Here is a 19281-nt window from a genome sequence, read left to right on the forward strand (position 1 = left end):
GAGCCTAGTGGGCGGCTCCCTCCCGAGGAGACCAAGGTGAGTCGTGTCGCGATCTTGGCCCCCCGTTAGGGTCTGGCCCCGTGCGACTCGGACTGAATCTCGGCTACTGGGGAGCGGGGAACGACCCCGCGAACCTGGCCCTGGCGAAACAGGCGGACGAACTCGGCTACGCGGTCGTGTGGGCCGCGGAGGCCTACGGCTCGGACGCGGTCACCGTCCTCTCGTGGATCGCGGCGCAGACGTCGCGGATCGACGTCGGGGCCGCCGTGCTGCAGATCCCGGCCCGCACCCCGGCGATGACCGCGATGACCGCCGCAACGCTCGACACGCTGTCCGGCGGCCGGTTCCGGCTCGGTCTCGGCGTGTCCGGCCCGCAGGTGTCCGAGGGCTGGCACGGCGTCCGCTTCACCTCGCCGGTGAACCGCACCCGGGAGTACGCCGGGATCGTGCGCTCGGCGCTGCGCCGTGAGCGGCTGAAGTTCGAGGGCGAGCACTTCACGCTGCCGCTGCCGGACGGCCCCGGGAAGGCGCTGCGGCTGACCGTCCGCCCGGCCCGCAAGCACATCCCGCTCTACCTGGCCGCGATCGGCCCGAAGAACCTGGAGCTGGCCGGGGAGATCGCCGACGGCTGGCTGCCGGTGTTCTTCTCGCCGTCCCACGCGGGGGAGCAGCTGGCCCACGTCCGCGCCGGGGCCGAGCGGGCCGGCCGCACGCTGGACGGCTTCGACGTCGTCCCGTCCGTGCCGCTCGTGCCCGGCGACGACTGGCGGACCTGTGCGGACGCCGTCCGCGGCTACGCGGCCCTCTACCTGGGCGGGATGGGGAGCAAGGAGAAGAACTTCTACAACCGGCTGGCGTGCCGGATGGGATTCGCGGCCGAGGCCGCCGAAGTGCAGGAGAAGTACCTGGCCGGCGACCGGGTGGGGGCGATGGCGGCGGTGCCGCCGGAGTTCCTCGACGCGACGTCGCTGCTGGGTCCGAAGGAACGGATCGCGGAGAAGATGAAGGAATACGCCGAAGCCGGCGTGACGACCCTGTCGGTGTCGCCGTACACGCCGGAGCCCGCCCGGGCCCTGCGCACCGCCGTCGAGGCACTCGAGCTGGCGGGGGTGGGCTGACGTGGGCTGGTTCGAAGCACTGGTGCTGGGCCTGGTCCAGGGCCTGACCGAGTTCCTCCCGGTCTCCTCGAGCGCGCACCTGCGGATCGTCGCGGCGCTGGCCGGCTGGGACGACCCGGGCGCGGCGTTCACCGCGGTCACCCAGATCGGCACCGAGCTGGCGGTGATCATCTACTTCGGCCCGAAGATCGGGAAGATCCTGCGCGCCTGGTTCTTCTCGCTGTACAAGCCGGAGTGGCGCCGCGACCCGGACGCCCGGCTGGGCTGGCTGATCATCATCGGCTCGCTGCCGATCGTGGTGCTCGGGCTGCTGCTGCAGGACCAGATCGACAGCGCGTTCCGCGACCTGCGGATCACCGCGAGCGTGCTCATCGTGTTCGGCCTGATCCTGCTGGTCGCCGACCGGATCGGGAAGCAGGAGCGCACGCTCGACGACCTGACCGTGCCGCACGGCCTGGGCTTCGGCTTCGCGCAGGCGCTGGCCCTGATCCCGGGTGTGTCCCGCTCCGGCGGCACCACCAGCGCGGGCCTGCTGCTCGGCTACACCCGCGCCGAAGCGGCCGAGTACTCGTTCCTGCTGGCGCTGCCGGCGGTGTTCGGCTCGGGGGTGTACAAGCTCAAGGACATCGGCTCGGGCGACGTGCCCGCTCAGTGGGGCCCGACGCTGCTGGCCACGCTGGTCGCCTTCGGCGTCGGCTACATCGTGATCGCCTGGCTGATGGCCTACATCAAGAAGCGCAGCTTCGTGCCGTTCGTGGTGTACCGGCTGGCCCTCGGCGTGCTGCTGTTCGTGCTGATCTTCACCGGCGCGCTCGACCCCAACGCCGGGCCGGTCGGCCACTGACGCCGCCCGCGTGGGGACCGCTTGATCGGTCCCCACGTAGGGTGGGGCCCGTGAGTACGGTCATTCTGCTGAGGCACGGCAAGTCGACGGCCAACGGCTCCGGCGTCCTGGCCGGGCGGGCCCCGAAGGTCAACCTCGACGACACCGGCCGCGCCCAGGCGGACAAGCTGGTCGACCGCCTCGACGGGGTGCCGCTGGCCGGGCTGGTCGTCTCGCCGATGCTGCGGTGCAAGCAGACGGTCGGCCCGCTGGCCGCCGCCCGCGGGCTCGAAAAGGTCGTCGAGCCCGGGCTGTCCGAAGTGGACTACGGCGACTGGACCGGCAAGGAGCTCAAGCACCTGGCGAAGGAACCGCTCTGGCGCGTGGTGCAGGCGCACGCCTCGGCGGCGGTCTTCCCCGGCGGCGAGGGGCTCGCGGCGATGCAGGCGCGGTCGGTGGCCGCCGTCCGCGCCCACGACCGGCGGATCACCGCCGAGCACGGCGACCACGCCGTCTGGCTGCTGTGCAGCCACGGCGACGTCATCAAGTCCATCCTGGCCGACGCGCTCGGCCAGCACCTCGACGCGTTCCAGCGGATCGTCGTCGACCCGGCGTCCCTTTCGGTCGTGCGCTACACCGAGACGCGGCCCTTCGTCATGCGGGTCAACGACAACGCCGGCGACCTGCGCGGCATCGTGCCACCGGAACCGAAGCCGAAGCGGGGCAAGAAGGCCGCCGGGAGCAGCGACGCCGTCGTGGGCGGTACCACGGGCGCGTGACCCCGGCCACCTCCGGAAAGCGCTGACATGCACACCGGGGGACCCCGTAGGGTGGCGGGACCGAGTGTTTTCCCCGACCAGGAGCCTGCCCGATGATTTCGCCGGACAATCCGTTCGCCGCACCCAGCGAGCTGCCCTACGCCCTGCCGCCCTTCGACCGGATCTCCGACGAGCACTACCGGCCCGCCTTCGAGGCCGGGCTGGCCGAGCACGCCGCGGAGATCGAGCAGATCGCGGCGCAGGACGCCGAGCCGACGTTCGAGAACACCATCGTGGCCCTCGAGCGCGCCGGCGAGCTGCTGGGCCGCGTGGCGAGCGTGTTCTACAACCTGTCCGGCTCCAACAGCACCGACGAGATCCAGGCGATCCAGGCGGAGTTCGCGCCGAGGCTGGCCGCCCACCACGACGCGGTCCACCTGAACCCGCAGCTGTTCGCCCGGATCGACGCCCTCCACGCGCAGCGCGGCGAACTCGGCCTGGACGAGGAGTCGCGGCGGCTGCTGGAACGGCGGCACCTCGACTTCAGCCGGGCGGGCGCCGGGCTCGGCGAGGCGGAGCAGGCCCGGCTGCGGGAGCTCAACGCGCAGCTGTCCACCCTGCAGACGACGTTCCAGCAGAACCTGCTCAAGGACACCAACGACCTCGCCGTCGTCATCACCGACCGCGCCGAGCTGGCCGGCTTCGGCGAAGGCGCGATCGCCACCGCGGCCGAAGCGGCTTCCGCCCGGGGCGAGGACGGCAAGTACGTGCTCCCGCTGAGCCTGCCGACCAGTCAGGCTTCGCCGCTGGAGACGCTGCGGAACCGTGCCGTCCGCGAGCGCATCCACACCGCGTCGATGGCACGGGGCAACCGCGGCAACTCCTGCGACAACAACGCCGTCGTCGCCGACATCGTGCGGCTGCGCGCGGAACGGGCCGCCCTGCTCGGCTACCCCAGCCACGCCGCGTACGTCATCGCGGACGAGACGGCGAAGACGGCCGAAGCCGCCGCCGGGCTGCTGGAGCGGCTGGCCCCCGCCGCGGTCGCGAACGCCCGCGCCGAAGCCGCGGAACTCCAGCAGCTGCTGGAGGCCGACGTGCCGGGCGCGCAGCTGCGGCCGTCGGACTGGCCGTACTACGCCGCCCAGGTCCGCCGCGAGCGCTTCGACGTCGACACCGAGGCACTGCGCCCCTACTTCGAGGCCGGCCGCGTGTACCTCGACGGCGTCTTCTTCGCCGCGACCCAGCTGTACGGCCTGACGTTCACCGAACGGGACGACCTGCCGAAGTACCACCCGGAGGTCCGGACCTTCGAGGTCTTCGACACCGACGGCACCCCGCTCGGCCTGTACCTGCTCGACCTGTACACCCGCGACGCCAAGCGCGGCGGCGCCTGGATGAACACCTTCGTCGACCAGTCCGAGCTGCTCGGCCGCAAGACGGTCGTGGTCAACGTGCTCAACGTGAACAAGCCGCCGGCGGGGGAGCCGACCCTGCTCACCTTCGACGAGGTCGTCACCGCGTTCCACGAGTTCGGCCACGCCCTCCACGCGCTCGTCTCGTCGGTCCGCTACCCGACGTTCTCCGGCACCAACGTCCCGCGTGACTTCGTCGAGTACCCCTCCCAGGTCAACGAGATGTGGATGCTGTGGCCGGAAGTCCTGGCCCACTACGCCAAGCACCACGAGACGGGGGAGGCGCTGCCGCAGGAACAGGTCGAGAAGCTGTTCGCCGCCCAGCAGTACGGCGAAGGCTTTTCCACCACCGAATACCTCGCGGCGTCCCTGCTCGACCAGGCCTGGCACGGCCTCGGCGTCGACGACCACGTGGGGGAGGTCCAGCCGTTCGAGGCCGAGGCGCTCGTGAAGGCCGGCGTCGCGGTCGCCGCGATCCCGCCGCGCTACCGCACGACGTACTTCGCCCACATCTTCAGCGGCGGCTACAGCGCCGGGTACTACTCCTACATCTGGAGCGAAGTCCTCGACGCCGACACCGTGCAGTGGTTCCGCGAGAACGGCGGCCTCACCCGCGAAAACGGCGACCACTTCCGCCGCACCCTGCTCGGCAGGGGAGGGAGCATCGATCCCATGGACGCGTTCCGCGCCTTCCGCGGCCGCGACCCCGAGATCGAGCCCCTGCTGATCCGCCGCGGCCTCGACGGAGTCTGAGCCAGCAGCTGAGCCCGGCAGATCGCTCGAACTCATCAAGTGTATAACGACCTATACTTCGGGGCAGTTTTCTAAAAACTTGCCCCAGGCACCTTTCGTACAAAGAAAGGCATCGAAGGCCCGGGCTTCGATCAGGCGCCGGCGACGATGTGGTCGACGAAGCCGTACGAGAGGGCTTCGTCGGCGTCGAACCAGCGGTCGCGGTCCGCGTCGGCCGTGATCCGGTCGACGCTCTGGCCGGTCTGGCGCGCGGTGATTTCGGCGATGCGGCGTTTCATCTTGCCGAAGACTTCGGCCTGGATGGCGATGTCGGTGGCGGCGCCGCTGATGCCGGCCGAGGGCTGGTGCATGACGATCCGCGTGTTCGGGAGCAGGTGGCGCTTCCCGGGGGTGCCGGAGGAGAGCAGGAACTGGCCCATGGAGGCGACGAAGCCGAGGCCCCACGTGGAGACGTCGGGTTTGACGTGCTGCATGGTGTCGTAGACGGCCATGCCGGCGGTCACCGAGCCGCCGGGTGAGTTGATGTAGAAGGTGATGTCCTTCGCGGGGTCGTCGGCGGCCAGCAGGAGCAGCTGGGCGATGATCCGGTTCGCGACGTCGTCGTTGACTTCGGAGCCGAGGAAGACGATGCGGTCGCGCAGAAGCTGGTCGTAGACCGAGTCGTTGGGGGCCTGGGCGGGGGTGTGGAGCTCGGGTACGGCGAGAAGGGTCATGGGGCGACGGTAGGGCCGGTGATCGTCGGCAGGTGGGGATTTCGCTGTGGGCGTGCGGTGTTCGCTGCGGGCGAGATCCGCTTTGTGTCTCGTTAGTTCGGTGGATGTGTGGCCGGTGGGGCGAAGTTAGCCTCGGGCGTGATCAAGCCGGTACTACGTCGAGGGACAGTTGATGAACAGGATCGAACAGACCGCCGGGGCACAGTCCGGAAAGCTCGTCGTCTTGGAGGTCGAGACGCCCGTGGTGCCGCTGCTGGTGAGCTGTGCGGCCGCCGCCGCGGCCACGGCCGCCAAGGTGACCGCGCACGCCGGTGCGCGGGCTTTCGGCAAGGCCGCCGGGTACGCGTTGGGGTTCATCGCCGCGACCGCCGCCGCTTACGGGGCCGGAGTGGCCGGTGGCTACACCGACAGCGGGGACGACCTCACCGGTGAGGTCGGTGGTCTGCGGGGAGGTTTGAGCGCCGAGGCTCTGTTGCGGACCCGTACGAGCATCGTTGCTGCCTGACGGTTCGGGTGCGCGGAAAGGCGCCGCCGTCACGGGGTGACGGCGGCGCCTTTTTCGTGGGTGCGGCTCAGATGAGGCCGAGCTTCTGCACGGTGTCGCGCTCTTCGACGAGTTCCGCGACGGAGGCGTCGATGCGGGCGCGGGAGAAGTCGTCGATCTCGAGGCCCTGGACGATCTCGTACTTGCCGTTCTTCGCGGTGACCGGGAAGGACGAGATGAGGCCCTCGGGGACGCCGTAGGAGCCGTCGGAGGCGACGGCGGCGGAGGTCCAGTCGCCGTCGGGGGTGCCGTTGACCCAGGTGTGGACGTGGTCGATGGCGGCGGAGGCGGCCGAGGCGGCGGAGGAGAGGCCGCGGGCTTCGATGATCGCCGCGCCGCGCTTGGCGACGGTGGGGATGAAGTCGTTCTCCAGCCAGGCCTGGTCGACGGCGTCGGCGATGCTCTTGCCGCCGAATTCGGCGTGCTGGACCGAGGGGTACTGGGTGGCGGAGTGGTTGCCCCAGATGGCGACCTTCTTGAGCTCGGTCACCGGGACGCCGAGCTTCTTGGCGAGCTGCGCGAGGGCGCGGTTGTGGTCGAGGCGGGTCATCGCGGTGAAGCGCTCGGCCGGGACGTCGGGGGCGTGCGAGCGGGCGATGAGGGCGTTGGTGTTGGCGGGGTTGCCGACGACGAGGACCTTGATGTCGTCGGCGGCGCCGGCGTTAATGGCTTCGCCCTGGGGCTTGAAGATGCCGCCGTTGGCTTCGAGGAGGTCGCCGCGCTCCATGCCCTTGCTGCGGGGGCGGGCGCCGACGAGGAGGGCGATGTTGGTGCCTTCGAAGGCCTGCTTGGGGTCGTCGAAGATGTCGGTGCCGGCCAGGAGCGGGAATGCGCCGTCTTCGAGTTCCATCGCGGTGCCCTCGGCCGCCTTGACCGCCTGCGGGATCTCGAGGAGCCGCAGCTTCACCGGGACGTCCTGGCCGAGGAGCTGACCGGACGCGATGCGGAACAGCAGCGCGTAGCCGATCTGGCCGGCGGCGCCGGTGACGGTCACGTTGACAGGGGCTTGGGTCATTGCGGTTCTCCAGCTTGAGACGACTTTGGCTAGTGCTGTGGAGCCTATCCCTCCTCGGCGTCGCTGGTCGGGTGCGTCCGGTCACGCTCGTGAGTGGTAAGTCGGGTTAGAACCCGACTTACCACTCACGAGGTGTCGGTGACGTTGTGGGCGAGGCGGGTGAGCAGGTCGGCGAGCTGGGCGATCTCGGTCTCGCTGAGGTCTTTTCGCATGCGCTGGTCGTGGGCGATGGCGGCGGTGGCGAGGCGGTGGAAGAGCTTCTCGCCGTCTTCGGTGAGTTCGACGAGGTGGACGCGGCGGTTGGCGGGGTCGCGGCGGCGGGTGACGAGTCCGGTGGTTTCCATGCCGTTGAGGTGGTGGGTGAGGGTGGCGCCCTGGATGCCGACGGCGTCGGCGAGTTCGCGCTGGTTGGCGGCGGGTCTGGTTTTGAGGGAGATGAGGATCTGCCAGATGGGCTGGGAGCCGCCCGCGGCGGCGAGGGCCTGGTCGAAGGCGCGGCCGGCGGTTTTGGCGGTGCGGGCGAGGACGACGCCGATGGGGGCGGTGGTGGGTGGTGGCACGGTCGGACTTTAGCTCAGTTGCTGAGTACCCTAAGCGTTTGACATCTAATGGTTAGGCTTCTAACGTTGAGACGTCGACCGGAAGGGGAACGCGATGAGCACCGAAGAGCAGGTCCGCGAGTTCGGCCGGACGTGGGCCGCGGCGGAGGAACGCGGCGACACCGAGGTGCTGGCCGGTCTGGCCGCCGACGGGTTCCGCCTGGTCGGGCCGCTGGGCTTCGTGCTGGACCGTGACCAGTGGCTGGCGCGCTACGGCGGCGGCGGGCTGGTCACCGAGAAGCTGACCTGGTCCGATGTCGAGGTCCGCGACTTCGGCGGCACCGCGATCGCGATCGGCGTGCACGAGCAGGTGGCCACGTTCCAGGGGAACCCGGCGAACGGCCGGTTCCGCGGCACGCACGTGCTCGTTCGCGAGGGCGGCCGCTGGCGGCTGGCCGGCCTGCACCTGAGCCCGATCGGCGGTCCGCCGCCGTTCGGTGCCTGAGGATCGCGGCGATCAGCGTCGAACCGAACCACACGATCGTGGGTGTCACCGGCCGCGCTGAAGGGGCCGGGCGGCACCCGATGAGCAGGCGGAGTGCGGCCACGCCGGGGGCGGGAACGCTGGGCCGCGCCGCCGGGCTGGTGGGGCGGAGCCGGACGTCGCGGGGGTGATCGTCGCCGCCGGCCGGGGGACCGGGGGCGCGAAATCGTTTTCCCTGTCCCTTTTTTCACGGTCACCGGAATGTGGCGGCCGAAAATTATCGGAACGTGAGCAATGCCGCGTGGTGGGACGGCTACGCCGCGTTGCTCCGTTCAGCGGGGTTTGCTTCCATGATCCTTCCGCTACCATGGTCCGGCCCCCGTACCCAATTTGAATGTATTGGGAAGGATTCCAATGCTGTCTGCGGTCGTTGCTGCCGTAATGGCGCTGTCCTCAGTGGTCACCCCGCATTCGTGGAACAACCCTCCGCCGCCCGACAAAATCGTCATCGACGTCGTCAACGCCATCGGCACCGGGTGTCCGACCGGCACGTCCGCGGTTGCTGTCTCGCAGGACAATACGGCGTTCACCGTGACCTACAGCGCCTACACGGCGTTGGTCGGCGTCGGTGCCGGGCCGCTGGACGCCCGGAAGAACTGCCAGATCGGCCTGCGGGTGCACGTGCCGCAGGGGTTCACCTACGGAATCGCGCAGGCCGACTACCGTGGATTCGCGCACCTGGAACGTGGTGCGACCGGCCTGGAAAGAGCGAACTATTATTTCCAGGGCAATTCTCCGACGGCGTACGTGCAACACCCGCTGACCGGGCCGTTCGAGGACGACTGGCATTTCACCGATTCGACTGAGGTGGGCGCGATCGCGTTCAAGCCGTGTGGTGAGGAACGCAACCTGAACGTCAACACGGAATTGCGGTCCGCGGCCGGGACGTCGGATCCGAAGAAGACGACGAGCTACGTCACGATGGACTCGACCGACGGCAGCATCACCACGACGTACCACTTCGCGTGGCTGACCTGTCCGTGATCGGCTCCGGGTGACCGGAGGTGGAGAGGGGCGGCGCGGCCGGAAAGCCGCGCCGCTCCGGCCGGTCACGGCTTCGCCGGGACCCGGGGGTCGGTGGCTTCGACGCCGAAGACGCGGCCGAGGGAGACGAGGGCCTCGTCGAGGTGGCTGAGGCTGGAGAGGACGGCGCGGGTCTCGGCGGCTTGGACGCGGTCGGAGACGGGGGTGCCGTCGTCGCGCACGAGCGTGCCGGGTGTGGGGCCACCCGGGGCGTTCAGCGCTTTGCGGAGGACGTCGATGTTGGCCAGCAGCCGTCCGGTGAACAGCCGCAGCCGGTCGGTGTCGGGGCCGGCGAGCTGGCCGGGCTGGGCGCGGGCGGCGACGTGGCGTGCTCGGAAGGCGATGGTTTCGAGGGTGGTGAGCACGTGCCAGCCGTAGTCGCGGCGGGCGCTGCGGAAGTTGACCGGGTGGGTCAGCGGTTCGATGGTGGTGCGGACCTGTTCGACGCTGCGGTCGAGGTCGCGGGAGAGCTCGATGATGTTGACGTTCTCCTCGCCGGCGAGGAGGCCGCGGGTGTGTTCGAGGAACTCTTCGAGGTCGTCGAGCACCGCGGCGATGTCGTCGAGCATGACCGAGCGGGTGCGGACCGGGACGATGACGACCGCGGCGAGGATGCCGGCGGCGGCGCCGACGGCGGTTTCGGCGACGCGGATCCAGAGCACCTGGAGGCTGAACGTGCCGAGCAGGCTGTAGAGCAGGCCGAGCATGCTGGTGACGAAGAAGGCCATCACCACCTGGGAGACCCGTGCGGTGTAGACCATGCCGAACACGCACACCAGGATCAGGCCGAGGGTGGCCGCGGTGTTGCCGCCGACCAGGAGCGCGAGCAGGACACCGCCGACGATGCCGATCAGGGTGCCGCCGAGGCGCCGGACGCCCTTGACGAAGGTGGCACCGGCGCTGGAGGCGCCGATGAACACCACGAACACGGTGAGGACGGCCCAGTACCAGCGCTGGTGGGAGACGAGTTCGCCGCCGAGCACGGCGAGCCCGCCGCCGACGACGGCCTGGATGGCGCTGCGGGTCCGGTTGTCGTAGGCGAACTTCGGCGTCGGCTCGTCTTCCGTGGAGTCGAGCGGGTCCGCCGTGGACTCCGGGGTGGCGGCGCGCTGGGCGCGGTCGTCGGCCAGTGCCAGCTCGGCCAGTGCCTTGCGGACGCCGTCGCCGGGGGCGGCGTGCTCGCCGATGCGGCTGCCTTCGACGAGCATCCGGCTGTATTCGCCGGTCTCGCTGATCAGGGGCAGCTCGCGTGGGTCGCGTTCCATGAGGGCGCGGAAGCGGGCGAGCCGGGCGATGAGGTCGTCGCGGACCTCGGCGGTGAGTTCGTCGGAGCAGGTGCGCTGGACGGTGATGGCGAGCCAGCCGACGGCGAGTTCGACCTCGATGGCGCGGCGGCGCAGGCGGTCGGCGGCGCGGGCGTCGACGACGTCGGGGGCGGCGTCCTCGATGAGCAGGACGCATTCGTGGAGCCGGCTGATGGCCGAGCGCAGCTGTTTGCGGGTGCGCTCGCTGCCGTTGACCGCCAGGAGGGCTTCGGTGGCGCGGACGACGGCGCCGAGGCGGGCGCGGAAGGCTCGGCGGACCCGGAGGAACTCGGCTTCGGGATTGTGCCGCAGCAGGACGAACCGGACGACGGCGTTGGCGAGGACGCCGACGCCGAGCGCGATCAGCAGCTGCGGGACCTGGCTGACGTGGGCCTGCAGGAACATCGGGAAGAAGAACAGGAAGAAGGCGATGGAGCCGAGTGCGGTGCCGCGGGCGCCGAAGCGCTGGGCGTAGACGGCGACGAAGATCAGCAGGACGAACAGGACGCTGTCGAGCGGGGCCAGGGTCGAGCCGAGGCTGGCGACGGTGATCGACGCGCCGCCGGTGAGGAAGGCCAGCGCGAGGGTGACGGCCTGGCCGCCGGGGGTGGGGTCGTTGACGGTGAACGCGGTCATCATCGCGGCGATGGCGCCGACGAGCATCACGGTGAGGGGCAGGTGCGCGGGCAGGAGCGCGGCCACGGCGAGGATGATGCCGAGCACGGCGGAGCCGGCCAGGCGCAGCCGGACCAGGCCGGGGTCGGCCGCCGCGAACCGGTCGAGGGCAGCGGTGCGGAGGTGGTTCATCGGGCGAGCAGCTCCCACTGGGCGAGGGTGACGCGGCGGCCGCGGGTGGCGGTGATCCGCAGCCGGTAGCGGGCGTGGGCGGCCGGGGTGGCGAGGGCGAACGGGCGGGTCTGGCGGCGCCAGCGGAACAGTTCGCCGTCGCGTTCGTCCAGGGTGGTCCAGGCGGCGCCGTCGTCGGAGCCTTCCAGGACCCACGCGCTCGGGTCGCCGCGGCGGTCGCCGGAGGTCAGGGTGTACAGGGTGACTTCGCGGGGTTCGCCGGTGACGTTGAATTCGATCGCCGGGGTGGCGCTGCGGAAGGTGACCTGGGTGCGGGTGGTGTCGTCGAAGAGCGCGCCGATCTTGGTGCCGTCGGAACTGGTCGCGGTGCCGGTCAGGTCGGTGACCGGGTCCGGGTGCTCGGGGAGTGGTGGCGGGGCGCCCCAGCCGGTGGGTTCGGTCGTCAGGTCGAAGACCAGCTCGGCGCCGCCGGCGAGGGTGGCGTGGCCGATCGACGTGCTTTCGTGCGGCTCGCCGTTCACGGTGAGCCCGCGGACGTAGACGGTGTCGTCGGTGTTGCCCGGGGCGTGGACGACCAGTTTCCGGCCTTCGCCGAGGTGCACGGTCGCCTTCTCGAACAGCGGCGAGCCGATGGCGTAGCGCGGGCTGCCGACGGCCAGCGGGTAGAAGCCGAGGGCGCTGAAGACGTACCAGGCGGACATTTCGCCGTTGTCCTCGTCGCCGGGGTAGCCCTGGCCGAGGTCGCTGCCGAGGTAGAGCCGCCGCAGCACTTCCCGTACGACGGCTTGGGTCTTCGCGGGTGCGCCGGCGTGGTTGTAGACGTAGGGGATGTGGTGGGAGGGCTGGTTGGAGTGGCCGTACTGGCCCATGCGGACGTCGCGGGCCTCGGTCATCTCGTGGATGAGGCCGCCGTAGGCGCCGGGGCGGCGGCCGGTCTCCGGGGTGGCGAAGAAGGTGTCGAGCTTGGCTTCGAGGCCCGCGGTGCCGCCGTGGAGGGCGGCGAGGCCGGGTCCGTCGTGGGGCGCGGTGAAGGCGGTGTTCCAGGCGTTGGTCTCGACGAAGTCGCCGCCCCAGGCGGCCGGGTCGTAGCCTTCGGGGACGAACTTGCGGCGGCCGTCGCGGTGACGGCCCTGGAAGAAGCCGATCTTCGGGTCGAAGTGGTGGACGTAGTGCTTCGCACGCTCGCGGAAGTAGGCGGCGTAGTCGGCGTACATCCGGGCTCGCGGCCCGTCGCTTTCGCGGGAGAGTGCGGTCGAGAGGTTGGCCAGGCCGAAGTCGTTGATGCACCCCTCCAGCGCCCAGGACAGTCCTTCGTGGACGGACACCGGGGTGTAGCCGAGGAAGATCGACTGCTCGAGGCCCTTGCGCCCGACCGAGCGGCGGGGCGGGGTGACGGTGGCGTTCTTCAGCGCGGCGTCGAAGGCGGCCTCGACGTCGAAATCGCGGACGCCCTTGAGGTAGGCGTCGGCGAAGGCGACGTCCGAGCTGGTGCCGGTCATCAGGTCGGCGTAGCCGGGTGAGGACCAGCGGGAGATCCAGCCGCCTTCGCGGTACTGCTGGACGAAGCCGTCGATCATCCGGCCGCAGCGTTCCGGCGTCAGCAGCGCGTACGCGGGCCAGGTGGTGCGGTAGGTGTCCCAGAAGCCGTTGTTGACGTACATTTCGCCGTCGACGACCTCCGCTCCGGTCCGACGGCGGGTGCTCGGCCACCGCCGGCGCACGACCGGGCTGGCGTGGCGGATCCCCCGGGGCGTGTTCTCGTGCGCGATGTTCGGGTACAGGAACAGCCGGTAGAGGTTCGAGTACAGCGTCGTGCGCTGGTCCTCGGTGGCGCCTTCGACCTCGACGCGGCCGAGCTCCTCCTGCCACAGCCGTCTCGCCTGCGCCTTCACCTCCTCGACCGTCGTCCCGGCGGGGATCTCCAGCTCCAGGTTGCGCTTGGCCTGGGCCAGGCTGATCAGCGACGTCGCGATCCGCAGCGTGACGTCGGGGCCGTCGAACTCGAAGTAGCCTGAGACCCGCCGCCACGGCGGGAAGCGGACCTTGGCCCCGCGGGTGGCGGGGGCGTCGGTCACGGCGTAGACGAACATCCGGCGCGCCCCGGCCGAAAGCCGGCTGCGGACGCGGGTGTAGCCGGTGATCACGCCGGTGTCGGGGTTCAGGCGGAGGCGGCCGCGGTTGCGGACGTTGTCGAACAGCAGCCAGCCGTGTTTGTCGGGGAACGTGAACCGCATGATCGCCGCGTGCGACGTCGGCGCGAGGTCGGCGGTCATCCCGTTGGCGAACCGGACGCCGTAGTGGTGCGGCGAGTCCGTCTCGTCTTCGTGGGTGAAGGCCAGGGCGCGCTTGCGGCGGTCGGACTCGACCGGGCCGGTGCCGGGCATGACGTGGAAGGTGTGCCGGTCGCCCATCCACGGGCTCGGCTGGTGGGACAGTACGAACGCCTGCAGCGCGGGACGGTTCTGTGCGTCGTTGTGGCGGTGGTAGGAGTAGAGCCAGTTGGTCGCGCCGGCGTCGGTGACGGGGGTCCAGAAGTTGAACCCGTGCGGAACGGCTGTCGCCGGGAAGGTGTTGCCGCGGGAAAAGTCGCTGCTGGAGTGCGTGCCGCGGGTGGTGCGGACGCAGTCGACGGGGTCGCGCGGCGGCTCGGGGCGTTCGGCGATGCGGACGTCGTCGAGCCAGCCGGTGATCTCTCCGGGCGCGTCGATGCGCAGGACGATCCGGCTGATCCGGTGCCCGGCGAACGCCCCCAGCGGGCGGCGGACGCGGTTCCACTGGTCCACCCACAGCGTCTTGTCGTCTTCCGGGGCGAACCCGGCGGAGGTGCCGTCGGCGAATTCGACGTCGAGGCCGACCCGGGTGGCGTGGTAGGCGGGGATGTCGCCATCGGACTGCGGGAACACCACATAGGACAGCTCGGTGCGCCCGGTGACGGGCGCGTCGAGCTCGAACAGGACGGCGTGGGGCCGGGCGGTGTAGCGCAGGGCACGCAGGCCGGTGAAGCCCACACCGGTCTTGGCCGTGGGGGAGCGGTCCGGGCCGTCGCCGACGTGCAGGCCGGGGTCCACCGGCTGCGGGTCACCGGATTCGAAGGACGAGAAGAACACGGCGTCGGACATGCGCCCACCGTAACCGCCACCGAACGGCGCAGCGTGCTGAAACACTGCTGCCCGCAGCGGGGCGGGCAGCAGTGGCCGGTCTAGGCGGCGGCGGTGCCCTCCAGCTCGACCAGCCGACCCGGGATCGCCAGCCGGCTCACCCCGGGCATCGTGGTGGCCGGGGCCACCCCGGCGGCACCCAGCCGCGCGGGTCCGGGTCCGCCCGGCTCGCCGCGAGGACCTGTTGAGCACGGCGGTGGCGGTCCGCGCGGAGGAGCCCGAGGCCGACGGCCGGCTGCGGTTCGAGGTCACCTACCAGGACGCCTGGCACGCGGGCCACCGACCGCCGCCGCGCCCGAAAGCGTGAAGGCCACCCCGAATGCATCGGGGTGGCCTTCACGGGCTTATCGCAGATCTACATCTTCGTGCACTGCCCGACGACCGGGCCACGCACCGTGTTCGGCAGGTCGTGGTCCGTCGGAGCCGGTGAGTTGACCGCGCACGCCAGCGGGCCGCCGACCGTGCTCGACGTCAGCACCGGTCCGTGGTTGCCGGTCAGCGCGACCGGGCCGCCGATGTCGGTCAGCTCGATCGACACCGGTCCGGTCACTCCGGTGATCGCCACCGGGCCGGTCACCTTCGTGCGGTTGAGCACCACCTGGGCGGCGCCGGTGGCCGCCAGCGGCCCGTTCACCGAACCGCCGCGCACCACCAGCGAGGCACCCGGCGCCACCGTGACGGGGCCGGACACCGTGGCGTCCTGCAGGCACACCGTGCCCGAGGTGATCGACAGCGGACCGGACCGGACACCCGTCACCGTGCGGGTGCAGGCCGCGTCCGGCTTGCCCAGCAGCTCGAATTCGGCCAGCTGCGCGGGGGCGCCGGTGCTGGTCGCGGTCACTTCGAGCCGGTAGTAGGCGTAGTGCGCCGGGTCGGTCACCTTGAACGCGCGGGTCTGCTGCCGCCAGGTGAACGCCTGGTCGGTCTGCCGGTCGGCCACCGCCCAGGTCTTGCCGTCGTAGGAGCCCTTCAGCACCCAGCTCTTCGGGTCGCCCGCGCCGGTCTGGGACGTCAGCGTGTAGTGCGTGACGGCCTCGTCGGTCGAGTTCAGCTGGTACTGCACGGCGCCGGTCACGGCGGCCTGGCTGCGGGAGGTGTTGTCGACCAGCGCCGCGGCGTCGGAACCGTCCGAAGTGGACAGCGTGCCCCGGCCGGGCCCGGTCTCGTCGTGCAGCGGCGCCGGGACGGCGTCGCCCTGGGTGATCGACTTCGGCGCGTCGTTCGGGCCGGTGCCCCACTTCGACGGGTTCGGGCCCATGTCGAAGTCGATGACCCCGCCGCGAGCGATCAGGTCGTGGGACAGCGACGTCGAGGAGTACGCCTTGCCGTTGACCTTCACGCCCTGGACGTAGACGTTCTTCGCGCTGTTCTTCGGGGCGTTGATCACCAGGTCCTTGCCACCCGCCAGGTGGATCGTCGCCTTCTTGAACAGCGGCGACCCGATCGCGTAGTTCGGGCTGCCCATCTGCAGCGGGTAGAAGCCCAGCGCGCTGAAGGTCCACCACGCCGACTGCTCGCCGTTGTCCTCGTCGCCCGCGTAGCCCTGGCCGATTTCGCTGCCGGTGTAGAGCCGCGAGAGCGCCTCGCGGACCTTCTCCTGCGTCTTCGACGGCTGGCCCGCGTAGTCGTACATGTAGAGCGTGTGGTGGGAGGCCTGGTTGGAGTGGCCGAGCTGGCCCATCCGCACGTCCCTGGCCTCCCGCATCTCGTGGATCACCCCGCCGTAGGAGCCCGGGAAGTTCGCGGTCTCCTGGTCGGCGAAGAAGGCGTCCAGCTTCTTCGCCAGCCCCGCCTTGCCGCCGTAGAGGTTCGCCAGGCCCTGCCCGTCCTGGGGCACGGAGAACGCCATGCCCCAGCCGTCGGTTTCGGTGTAGTCGATGCCCCACACCCGCGGGTCGTAGTCCTGCGGCGAGCGGCTGAACTTGCCCGCGGCGTCGCGGCCCTGGAAGAACCCGACGCTCGGGTCGAACAGGTTCACGTACTGCTGGGCCCGGCTGGTGAAGTACTCGTAGTTCGCCTGGTACTCCTGCTTGCGCGGGTCGCTCGCCGGTGCCTCGTCGTAGAGCTTCTTCGACAGGTTCGCGATGCCGAAGTCGTTGACGTACCCCTCGATCGACCACGAGAACCCGTGGTCGGCGCTGTTCGGCGCGTACCCGAGGAACATGCCCTGGTCGACGCCCTTGCGGCCGACGGCGTTGTTCGGCGGGGTCACCGTCGCGTCCTTCAGCGCCGCGTCGTAGAACGACTTGACGTCGAAGTTCTTCACGCCCTTGAGGTAGGCGTCGGCGAACGCGACGTCGGCACTGGTGCCGGTCATCAGGTCGGCGTAGCCCGGCGAGGACCACCGCGAGATCCAGCCGCCGTCGCGGTACTGCTGCACGAACCCGTCGACCATCTTCCCGGCCATGTCCGGGGTGAGCAGCGAGTACGCCGGCCAGGTCGTGCGGTAGGTGTCCCAGAACCCGTTGTTGACGTAGGTCTGGCCGTCGACGATCTTCGACCCGGTCTGCGTCGGGGTGTCCGCACCGGCCTTCGGCGAGACGAAGCTCGCGTACTTGTAGGCCGGTTTGCCGGCCGTGCCGGTGTTCTCGAACCCGGAGTTCGGGTAGAGGAACAGCCGGTACAGGTTCGAGTACAGCGTCGTGAGCTGGTCCTTCGACGCGCCCTCGACCTCGATCACCTTCAGCTGGTCGTCCCACGTCCGCTGGGCGGCGTCGCGGACGGTGTCGAAGGTCGCCTCCGGCGCGATCTCCTGCCCGAGGTTCTTCTTCGCCTGGTCCACGCTGATCAGCGACGTCGCGATCCGCATGGTCACCGTCTTGTCGGCGCCGGCGGCGAACCGCAGGTAGCCGGTGACGTTGTCGCGGCCCTGCCCGGTGAGCTTGCCGCCCGCGGAGACCGGCTTGTCGAAGGTGGCGTAGACGAACATCCGGCCTGCGCCGGCCGACAGGCCGCTCTTGGCGTCGGTGAAGCCGCTCAGCGTGCCCGCCGCCGGGTCGAGCGTCAGCCCGCCGGCGTTGTTGACGTTGTCGAAGATCAGGCTGGAGTCCGCACCCGGGAACGAGAACCGCATGACCGCCGCGTGGTCGGCCGGGGCGATTTCGGTCTTGATCCCGTTTTGGAACTGCACCCCGTAGTAGTGCGCCCGCGCGGTTTCGTCGCTGTGCTTGAAGGCCAGCGCGCGCTTGTCGCGGTTGGCGTCCGGCACCCCGGCCGCCGCGGACGGCATCACCTGGAAGCTCTGCCGGTCACCCATCCACGGGCTCGGCTCGTGGCTCACGCTGAACGCCTGCAGCGCGGGGAGGTTGTCGGCGTTGTTCTGGGTGCTGTAGTTGTACAGCCAGCTGTCGGACCCGGCGTCGGTCACCGGTGTCCAGAAGTTGAACCCGTGCGGCAGCGCCGTGGCCGGGAAGTTGTTGCCGCGGGAGAACGTGCCGTTGGCCATCGTGCCCCGGGTGGTGAGCACGTTGTCGGTCGGGCGGGTGCTGGCCGGCGGGGTCGGCGTGGCGGAGATCTTCACGTCGTCCAGCCAGCCCTGCAGCGAGCCCGGGCCGTCCGGGTTGTCGTAGCCGACCAGGATCCGGTCGATCGTCTTGCCCTTGGCGACCGTGCCGATCGCCGAGCGCACCAGGTTCCACTGGTTGGTGTAGAGCACCTTGCTCTTGCCCTGACCCTCCGGGGTGAGGGGGAAGCCGTACTGGTCGGTCGCGCCGAGGTCGCGCAGCCGGGTGCCGTCGGTGAAGACCAGGTCGATCGCGACGTTCGTGCTCTGGTACTTCAGGTCACCGGTGATGAACTGCGGCTGCACCTTGTACGACAGCTCGGTGGAGGCCACGACCGGGACGTCGACGTCGAAGACCTTGTTGTAGGACCAGCCGTGCCCGGCCGCGGTCTGGCTGCCGGAGTAGCGGAACGCCTTGAGCCCGGTGAAGCCGACGCGGTTCTTGTTCGTGTACCCGCTGGTCGGGCCGGAGTCGGTGAAGCTGCGCATGTTCGGCAGCGGCGGCGGTGCCGGCTCGTCGTTGGCCAGCAGCAGCTCCGACAGCTGCAGGATCGGCCCGCCGTTGTTGCGGGTGATGTTCAGCCGGAAGAACTTGTACGGCGCGCTCGGTGCGGCCAGCCGGTAGTCCTTCTGCTGGAACCGGGCGGTGAACGCCTGGTCGGTCTGCTGGTCCACGTCGGTCCAGGTGCTCGCGTCGTTCGAGCCCTGCAGCGTCCAGTCCCGGGGGTCACGGTTGTCGAAGTCGTTGGCCGAAGACAGCGCGTAGTGCGTGATCGACGTCGGCTCCGACACCGTGATCTGCGCCCACGCGGTCGGGTCCCACGACAGCCACTTCGTGTCCGTGGTCCCGTCGACGAGGTTCGACACCACCTCGCCGCCGCCGGTGTTCTCGCTGCTCGCGCTGGTTTCGGTCACCTTGCCGCGGATGTCGCCGGGGATGGCGGTGCCGTTCGCGCCGTTCACGCCGGAGGCGCGCGGCTTGCCCGCCGCGTCGGTGTCGACCGTGTCGGTCCACGTCGGCTGGACGTCACCCGCCTCGAAGGACGAGGAGAAGTCGGGGGGAAGGGCGTCTTCGGCGGCGGACGAGGCGGCGGGGATGGCGACCAGGCCGGCGGCGACCACGGCGGCGGTCACCAGGAAAACGACCGGCGGTCTGGCGCTTCGGGGCATCGTTGCTCCAAGCTCTGGAGGGCGGACTGAGCAGCGCCGCGCAGGCGGGGACCGGCGGCGCCAACGAAGGGAAACGCGCGGGTGACATCGATGTC

13 protein-coding genes and 2 pseudogenes are annotated in these 19281 nt (G+C 70.4%); 8 read left to right on the forward strand and 7 right to left on the reverse strand.

Features of this window, described 5'->3' with window-relative positions:
- Positions 1-80 precede the first annotated feature (80 nt).
- The 4 genes from AB0F15_RS35555 (at position 81) to AB0F15_RS35570 (ending at position 4867) form a co-directional block, all read left to right on the forward strand.
- Entirely contained in the window at positions 81-1118 is a 1038-nt protein-coding gene (locus AB0F15_RS35555) for an LLM class F420-dependent oxidoreductase (RefSeq protein ID WP_360280319.1), read from the forward strand.
- Position 1119: 1 nt separating this feature from the next.
- Complete coding sequence (locus tag AB0F15_RS35560) at positions 1120-1962, forward strand: undecaprenyl-diphosphate phosphatase (protein ID WP_360280322.1); 843 nt, start codon at positions 1120-1122, stop codon at positions 1960-1962.
- Between the two features lie 50 nt (positions 1963-2012).
- Positions 2013-2720 (forward strand): histidine phosphatase family protein, encoded by a 708-nt coding sequence (locus tag AB0F15_RS35565; protein ID WP_360280325.1) that lies wholly within the window; start codon positions 2013-2015, stop codon positions 2718-2720.
- Between the two features lie 92 nt (positions 2721-2812).
- Positions 2813-4867, forward strand: coding sequence for a M3 family metallopeptidase (locus AB0F15_RS35570; protein WP_360280327.1), 2055 nt, complete (start codon positions 2813-2815; stop codon positions 4865-4867).
- A gap of 131 nt (positions 4868-4998) precedes the next feature.
- Here the strand turns inward: AB0F15_RS35570 and AB0F15_RS35575 are convergent, their stop codons facing one another.
- A complete protein-coding gene (locus AB0F15_RS35575; protein ID WP_360280329.1) occupies positions 4999-5580 on the reverse strand; it encodes an ATP-dependent Clp protease proteolytic subunit in 582 nt (193 codons plus the stop codon).
- Between the two features lie 172 nt (positions 5581-5752).
- On the opposite strand from AB0F15_RS35575, the gene AB0F15_RS35580 reads away from it, so the two are divergent.
- Positions 5753-6085 carry a hypothetical protein gene (locus AB0F15_RS35580; RefSeq protein WP_360280332.1) on the forward strand — a complete coding sequence of 111 codons (333 nt, stop codon included), beginning with the start codon at positions 5753-5755 and terminating at the stop codon, positions 6083-6085.
- Positions 6086-6152: 67 nt separating this feature from the next.
- Here AB0F15_RS35580 and AB0F15_RS35585 read toward each other — a convergent pair whose 3' ends face one another.
- Together AB0F15_RS35585 and AB0F15_RS35590 are read right to left on the reverse strand one after the other, a co-directional pair.
- Positions 6153-7139 (reverse strand): malate dehydrogenase, encoded by a 987-nt coding sequence (locus AB0F15_RS35585; RefSeq protein WP_360280335.1) that lies wholly within the window; start codon positions 7137-7139, stop codon positions 6153-6155.
- 125 nt (positions 7140-7264) lie between these two features.
- Positions 7265-7699, reverse strand: a complete 435-nt coding sequence (locus AB0F15_RS35590; protein ID WP_360280338.1) for a MarR family winged helix-turn-helix transcriptional regulator — start codon at positions 7697-7699, stop codon at positions 7265-7267.
- Positions 7700-7793: 94 nt separating this feature from the next.
- Between AB0F15_RS35590 and AB0F15_RS35595 the strand changes: the two genes are divergently transcribed.
- Entirely contained in the window at positions 7794-8183 is a 390-nt protein-coding gene (locus tag AB0F15_RS35595) for a nuclear transport factor 2 family protein (RefSeq protein WP_360280341.1), read from the forward strand.
- A gap of 393 nt (positions 8184-8576) precedes the next feature.
- The gene (locus AB0F15_RS35600) at positions 8577-9206 is read left to right on the forward strand and encodes a DUF4360 domain-containing protein (protein WP_360280344.1); all 630 of its coding nucleotides are present in this window, start codon (positions 8577-8579) and stop codon (positions 9204-9206) included.
- A gap of 65 nt (positions 9207-9271) precedes the next feature.
- On the opposite strand, the gene AB0F15_RS35605 is transcribed toward AB0F15_RS35600, so the two are convergent.
- The 3 genes and pseudogenes from AB0F15_RS35605 to AB0F15_RS35615 form a co-directional block, all read right to left on the reverse strand.
- Positions 9272-11356, reverse strand: a complete 2085-nt coding sequence (locus AB0F15_RS35605; protein ID WP_360280347.1) for an FUSC family protein — start codon at positions 11354-11356, stop codon at positions 9272-9274.
- Positions 11353-14475, reverse strand: coding sequence for a GH92 family glycosyl hydrolase (locus tag AB0F15_RS35610; RefSeq protein WP_360280350.1), 3123 nt, complete (start codon positions 14473-14475; stop codon positions 11353-11355). The genes AB0F15_RS35605 and AB0F15_RS35610 overlap by 4 nt, the downstream gene beginning before the upstream one ends.
- Positions 14476-14555: 80 nt before the next feature.
- Positions 14556-14663: pseudogene (locus AB0F15_RS35615) on the reverse strand (RidA family protein); the annotation flags it as partial.
- Between the two features lie 2 nt (positions 14664-14665).
- Here AB0F15_RS35615 and AB0F15_RS35620 point away from each other — a divergent pair.
- Positions 14666-14788: pseudogene (locus AB0F15_RS35620) on the forward strand (DNA-binding transcriptional regulator); the annotation flags it as partial.
- An 81-nt stretch (positions 14789-14869) separates the two neighbouring features.
- Here the strand turns inward: AB0F15_RS35620 and AB0F15_RS35625 are convergent.
- Positions 14870-19186 carry a GH92 family glycosyl hydrolase gene (locus AB0F15_RS35625; RefSeq protein WP_360280352.1) on the reverse strand — a complete coding sequence of 1439 codons (4317 nt, stop codon included), beginning with the start codon at positions 19184-19186 and terminating at the stop codon, positions 14870-14872.
- Positions 19187-19281: the final 95 nt, after the last annotated feature.

Origin of the sequence: Amycolatopsis sp. NPDC026612 (assembly GCF_040638285.1) — a bacterium.
Classification (GTDB): Bacteria; Actinomycetota; Actinomycetes; order Mycobacteriales; family Pseudonocardiaceae; genus Amycolatopsis.

Excerpts from the sequence above, each read along its gene's own strand:
- AB0F15_RS35570 (WP_360280327.1), top strand. The coding sequence starts at position 2,813 with ATGATTTCGCCGGACAATCCGTTCGCCGCACCCAGCGAGCTGCCCTAC.
- AB0F15_RS35575 (WP_360280329.1), bottom strand. The coding sequence starts at position 5,580 with ATGACCCTTCTCGCCGTACCCGAGCTCCACACCCCCGCCCAGGCCCCC.
- AB0F15_RS35580 (WP_360280332.1), top strand. The coding sequence starts at position 5,753 with ATGAACAGGATCGAACAGACCGCCGGGGCACAGTCCGGAAAGCTCGTC.
- AB0F15_RS35585 (WP_360280335.1), bottom strand. The coding sequence starts at position 7,139 with ATGACCCAAGCCCCTGTCAACGTGACCGTCACCGGCGCCGCCGGCCAG.
- AB0F15_RS35595 (WP_360280341.1), top strand. The coding sequence starts at position 7,794 with ATGAGCACCGAAGAGCAGGTCCGCGAGTTCGGCCGGACGTGGGCCGCG.
- AB0F15_RS35600 (WP_360280344.1), top strand. The coding sequence starts at position 8,577 with ATGCTGTCTGCGGTCGTTGCTGCCGTAATGGCGCTGTCCTCAGTGGTC.
- AB0F15_RS35605 (WP_360280347.1), bottom strand. The coding sequence starts at position 11,356 with ATGAACCACCTCCGCACCGCTGCCCTCGACCGGTTCGCGGCGGCCGAC.
- AB0F15_RS35610 (WP_360280350.1), bottom strand. The coding sequence starts at position 14,475 with ATGTCCGACGCCGTGTTCTTCTCGTCCTTCGAATCCGGTGACCCGCAG.
- AB0F15_RS35625 (WP_360280352.1), bottom strand. The coding sequence starts at position 19,186 with ATGCCCCGAAGCGCCAGACCGCCGGTCGTTTTCCTGGTGACCGCCGCC.